At 67.2% G+C, this 4,757-nt stretch carries 7 protein-coding genes; all 7 read left to right on the forward strand.

Features of this window, described 5'->3' with window-relative positions; genetic code table 11:
- The coding region (locus EOA28_RS25410; RefSeq protein WP_128315410.1) for a DAK2 domain-containing protein at positions 1 to 270 on the forward strand (270 nt) is incomplete at its 5' end.
- Positions 271 to 280: 10 nt separating this feature from the next.
- Positions 281 to 880 (forward strand): dihydroxyacetone kinase subunit DhaL, encoded by a 600-nt coding sequence (gene dhaL, locus EOA28_RS25415; protein ID WP_127249378.1) that lies wholly within the window; start codon positions 281 to 283, stop codon positions 878 to 880.
- The gene (dhaM, locus tag EOA28_RS25420; RefSeq protein ID WP_042645089.1) at positions 880 to 1,269 is read left to right on the forward strand and encodes a dihydroxyacetone kinase phosphoryl donor subunit DhaM; all 390 of its coding nucleotides are present in this window, start codon (positions 880 to 882) and stop codon (positions 1,267 to 1,269) included. The genes dhaL and dhaM overlap by 1 nt, the downstream gene beginning before the upstream one ends.
- Positions 1,270 to 1,288: 19 nt before the next feature.
- The gene (locus tag EOA28_RS25425; RefSeq protein ID WP_127249377.1) at positions 1,289 to 1,591 is read left to right on the forward strand and encodes an HPr family phosphocarrier protein; all 303 of its coding nucleotides are present in this window, start codon (positions 1,289 to 1,291) and stop codon (positions 1,589 to 1,591) included.
- A gap of 32 nt (positions 1,592 to 1,623) precedes the next feature.
- Positions 1,624 to 3,198 (forward strand): phosphoenolpyruvate--protein phosphotransferase, encoded by a 1,575-nt coding sequence (gene ptsP / locus EOA28_RS25430; protein ID WP_127249376.1) that lies wholly within the window; start codon positions 1,624 to 1,626, stop codon positions 3,196 to 3,198.
- 4 nt (positions 3,199 to 3,202) lie between these two features.
- Complete coding sequence (locus EOA28_RS25435; protein WP_189342179.1) at positions 3,203 to 3,634, forward strand: hypothetical protein; 432 nt, start codon at positions 3,203 to 3,205, stop codon at positions 3,632 to 3,634.
- Between the two features lie 31 nt (positions 3,635 to 3,665).
- Positions 3,666 to 4,652, forward strand: a complete 987-nt coding sequence (gene dhaK, locus EOA28_RS25440; RefSeq protein WP_127249375.1) for a dihydroxyacetone kinase subunit DhaK — start codon at positions 3,666 to 3,668, stop codon at positions 4,650 to 4,652.
- The last annotated feature ends 105 nt before the right edge of the window (positions 4,653 to 4,757 follow it).

A 4,757-nucleotide genomic window follows, 5' to 3' on the forward strand; every position in this document is an offset into this window, starting at 1 on the left:
CTCGACCGGATGACCTTCTACGGCGGCGCCAAGGTCGGCGACCGCACCATGGTCGATGCGCTCGAGCCGGCGCTGAAAGCCCTTGACGCGAGCGAGCTGGAAGCGGCCGCCAAGGCGGCGCGGCAAGGTACCGAGGCAACCGCCGCGATGCAGAAGGCAAAAGCGGGCCGCTCCGCCTATATCGGCAGGCAACTCGACATCGCCGATCCGGGCGCCTTCGCGGTTGCCGAGGTTTTCGCTGCCGTGGCGGCGCTGTTCGCCCCGGCATGAAGGACGGACAATGGCCGCAGCCGATTTCTCCAGACTGATCACGGCGGCGGCCGATACGATCGCGGCGCATGCCGAGGAGTTGACCGCGCTCGACCAGGCGATCGGCGACGGCGACCACGGGCTGAACATGAAGCGCGGCTTCGAGGCGGTGCGCGCGGAGGCGGACGTCTTTTCAGCGAAGCCGCTGCCCGAAGCGCTGAAAGCGGTCGGCACCAAGCTGGTGATGACGGTCGGCGGCGCCTCCGGCCCTCTGTTCGGCACGTTCTTCATGGCGCTCGGCAAGGACCTGCCGGCGGCACCCGATAGAGGCGGGCTGACGGCGGCGTTCGGCAGGGCGATCGACGCGGTGGCCGCGCGGGGTAAATCGCAGGTTGGCCAAAAAACCATGCTCGACGTGCTGCAGCCGGTGTATGAGGCGCTGGCGCAGGGCAAGACGGCCGGCGAGATCGCCGACGCAGCCGACAAGGCGGCCGAGGCCACGGTTCCGATGAGGGCCCTGCGCGGGCGCGCTTCCTTCCTGGGAGAGCGCTCGATCGGGCATATGGACGCCGGAGCGCGCTCGACCGCGCTTCTGGTGCGCGCGGTCGCGGAAGCGATAGAGGGCAATTGATGAGCAATGTCGGGATCGTCATCGTGTCGCATTCGCCCCTCGTCGCCGAGGGCACGGCCGACATGGTGCGCCAGATGGTGGGCGACGAAGTGCCGCTTGCATGGTGCGGCGGAAACGGCCATGGCGGGCTCGGCACCAGCGTCGAGGCGATCATGGGCGCGATCGACAAGGCCTGGTCGGAAGCGGGCGTCGCCATCCTGGTGGATCTCGGCGGCGCCGAGACCAACTCGGAGATGGCGGTCGAGATGATCGGCGAGCCGCGCTCGCACAAGATCGTGGTCTGCAACGCGCCGATCGTCGAAGGCGCGGTGATGGCCGCGACCGAATCCTCCGGCGGCGCCTCGCTCAAGGAAGTGGTGGCGACGGCGCATGAACTGTCGCCGTCGTGAACGAACAGGAACCGACTGAATGTCCGCATCCGCCGAAGCAACGGTCCTGATCACCCACGCGGTGGGCCTGCATGCGCGCCCTTCGGTGAAGTTCACGAAGCTCGCCAAGACGTTCGCGGCCGAGGTGGAGGTGGCGGTGGCAGCCAACGGCCCCTGGTTCGACGCCAAGAGCATCGTCAAGGTGATGGCGGCGAAGGCGCCGAAAGGGACCATGCTGCATATCCGCGCCAAGGGCGACGGCGCGACCCAGGCGGTGAAAGCGCTGGTCGATCTGGTGCAGCGCGATTTCGACGAGGATGCGGATCATGCCCGGTCCGCTTGAAACGGATCCGCATGTCCGTGGGAAACCGGGTCATGCGGATTGAGGGTATCCCCGCCTCTCCCGGTTATGCCGAAGGTCCGCTGTTCGACCTCGACCAGCCTCCGGTCAGCTACAAGGCCAAGGCGAGCGCCGGGGAAGAACAAGCCGCACTGGTGAGCGCAATCGGCAAGGCCGTCGGTCGGCTGGCGGTTCTGGCCGCAACGGCCGATGGCGAAGCCGCCGGCATCCTCGAATTCCACATCGCCATGCTGGAGGACGATGCCTTGAGCGGTCCGGCCCTGGCGGCGATCGGCTCCGGGCAGCCGGCGGACGCCGCCTGGCGCGCGGCGCTCGACCGTGAGATCGCCGGCTACGAAGCGTCGGACCAGGACTATTTCCGCGCCCGCGCCGCCGATCTGCGCGACATCCGCGACCAGGTGCTGCGGGCGCTGAGCAAGGATGGCGAGGCGGCGGCGCCTCCGGGCGCGATCCTCCATGGCGAGGACATCGCGCCGACGCGCTTCCTCGAAACCGATTGGAGCAAGGGCGGCGGCATCGCGCTACAGCGCGGCAGCACGGCCAGCCATGTCGCGATGCTGGCGCGCTCGCTCGGCGTGCCTATGGTCGTCGGTCTCGGCGCCTTGGCCGCACCGCGCACGGGCGACGCGCTGCTCGATGCCGAGCATGGCGCGATCATTTTCTCCCCGTCGCCGGCCGAGGTCGAAACCTTCCGCCAATCGGCCTCCTCCTTCGCCGACCGCCAGGGCGCAGCGCGGACATTCCTGACGGAGCCGGCGGTGACCAAGGCCGGCACCGCGGTGCGCGTGCAGGTCAACATCGCCTACCCTTCGGATGTGGAAGGCATCGATATCGAGACCTGCGACGGCGTCGGCCTGATGCGAACGGAATTCCTGTTCGGCAAGACACTGCCGGACGAGGAGACGCAATACCACGCCTACCGCAAGGTGCTGGAATGGGCCGGCGGCAAGCCGGTGACCATCCGCACCGTGGACGCCGGCGGCGACAAGCCGGTGCCGGGTTTCACCGTCGAGGAGACCAATCCGTTTCTCGGCCTGCGCGGCATCAGGCTGTCACTCAAGCGGCTCGACATCTTCCGCGTGCAGATCCGGGCATTGCTGCGCGCCGCCATCCACGGCAATCTGAGGGTGATGTTCCCGATGATCGCCACGCCTGACGAATACAGCCAAGCTGCCGCGCTGTTCGCGCAGGAACAGGCCGCGCTTGTCGCGCAGGGCGTAGCGCACAAGCTGCCGCCGCTCGGCATCATGGTCGAGGTGCCGTCCGTGGCGCTGGCGCCGGAGGATTTCGCCGACATTGCCTTCTTCTCGATCGGCTCCAACGACCTGACGCAATATGTGATGGCGGCCGCGCGGGACAACGCGGCGGTCGCGCATCTCAATTCCGTTCGCCAGCCGGCGGTGCTGCGGCTGATCGCGGCGGTTGCCGCGTTCGGACTGGAGAAGGGAATTCCAGTCAGCCTCTGCGGCGATGCCGGTGGCGACCCTGCAACCATCCCGGCGCTGCTCGAGGCCGGTTTGCGCGACCTCTCGGTCGCCCCTGCTCAACTGGCGACGGCCAAGGCGGCCATCGCGGGCGTTGCGGTGTAGGCGCATGGCCAGGATGGAAAGAATACCGGAAGCAGGCTCGGAAGAGGCAATCCGCGCCTACAAGACGATCCTGTCGCAGGTCATCGACCAGCGCCCGTCCGGCATGCGCCAGCGCCTGGCCGACGCGCTCGGCAAGCACCGCAGCTTCGTCACGCAGATTTCCAGCCCCGCCTATACGATCCCGATCCCGTCAAAGCATCTGCCTTCCATCTTTTCCGTCTGCCATTTCAGCCAGGCCGAGCGCGACCAGTTCATGGCCGCCTATCACCAGGCGCATCCTGGCAAGGCGCCCGCGGCGTCCGGTCCGCGCAAGACGCGACACGTCTCGCTCATCGTGCCGGATTTCGGCGACGACAGGCAGAACGCGGCGCTCGACCGGGCGATCAACGACTTCATCCAGAAAATAACCAGCATCGCCGGCAAGGGCAGCGGCTGACCTTTGTTGCCGGGCTGTTTGGGAGGACGCCATGAAGAAATTTATGAACACCGTGGACACGGTGCTGACCGAAAGCCTCGATGGCTTTGCGGCGGCTCATGCCGATATCCTCGTGCTTGGCGACGACCACAAATTCATCCGCCGCAAGGAGCTGAAGCCCGGCAAGGTGGCGCTGATCTCGGGCGGCGGCTCCGGCCATGAGCCGCTGCATGGCGGCTTTGTCGGCCACGGCATGCTCGACGCCGCCTGCCCCGGCCAGGTCTTCACCTCGCCGACGCCCGACCAGATGCTCGCGGCCGTGCAGGCCGTCGACACCGGCGCCGGCTGCCTGTTCATCGTCAAGAATTACGAAGGCGATGTGATGAATTTCGACATGGCGGCCGAGATGGCGGACGGCGTGCTGCAGGTCGTGACCAATGACGACGTCGCGGTCGAGAACTCGTCCTACACGACCGGACGGCGCGGTGTCGCCGGCACGCTGGTGGTGGAAAAGATCGTCGGCGCCGCCGCCGAGCAAGGCATGGCGCTGCCCGCGCTCAAAGCGCTGGGCGACCACGTCAACGCCGCGACGCGCTCGATGGGCGTGGCGTTGACCAGCGGTACGGTGCCCGCCGCCGGCAAGCCCACCTTCGAGATCGGCGACGGCGAGATGGAGTTCGGCGTCGGCATTCATGGCGAGCCCGGCCGGCGGCGCGACGCGCTGAAGAGCGCCGACGCCATCGCCGAGGAGGTCTGCGCCGCGATTGCCGGCGACTTGGGTGAACGCGCCAAAGGGCCGGCGCTGCTGTTCGTCAACGGCTTCGGCGGCACGCCGTCGATGGAGCTCTACCTGATGTACAACAGCGCCCGCAGGATATTCGAGAAACAGGGCGTGACGGTGATCCGCTCGCTCGTCGGTTCGTATGTGACCTCGCTCGACATGGCAGGATGCTCGATCACGCTGACCATGCTCGACGATGACATGGCCGCGCTGTGGGATGCTCCGGTGCACACGGCGGCGCTGCGCTGGGGGATGTAGCGCAATTCCAGGAAAAGTGTGAAGCGGTTTTCCGTCCGGAATTGCGCCAAAACAACGAGATAGAGCGGTTCTGCGTTTCCCTGAAACGGTGAACCGCTCTAGGCG

The sequence above is a fragment of the Mesorhizobium sp. M2A.F.Ca.ET.067.02.1.1 genome (genome assembly GCF_004023285.1).
In the GTDB taxonomy this organism is placed as follows: Bacteria; Pseudomonadota; Alphaproteobacteria; order Rhizobiales; family Rhizobiaceae; genus Mesorhizobium.

Bases quoted from the DNA above. Each gene is read 5' to 3' on its own strand.
- dhaL (WP_127249378.1), top strand. From the start codon at position 281: ATGGCCGCAGCCGATTTCTCCAGACTGATCACGGCGGCGGCCGATACG.
- dhaM (WP_042645089.1), top strand. From the start codon at position 880: ATGAGCAATGTCGGGATCGTCATCGTGTCGCATTCGCCCCTCGTCGCC.
- EOA28_RS25425 (WP_127249377.1), top strand. From the start codon at position 1,289: ATGTCCGCATCCGCCGAAGCAACGGTCCTGATCACCCACGCGGTGGGC.
- ptsP (WP_127249376.1), top strand. From the start codon at position 1,624: ATGCGGATTGAGGGTATCCCCGCCTCTCCCGGTTATGCCGAAGGTCCG.
- EOA28_RS25435 (WP_189342179.1), top strand. From the start codon at position 3,203: ATGGCCAGGATGGAAAGAATACCGGAAGCAGGCTCGGAAGAGGCAATC.
- dhaK (WP_127249375.1), top strand. From the start codon at position 3,666: ATGAAGAAATTTATGAACACCGTGGACACGGTGCTGACCGAAAGCCTC.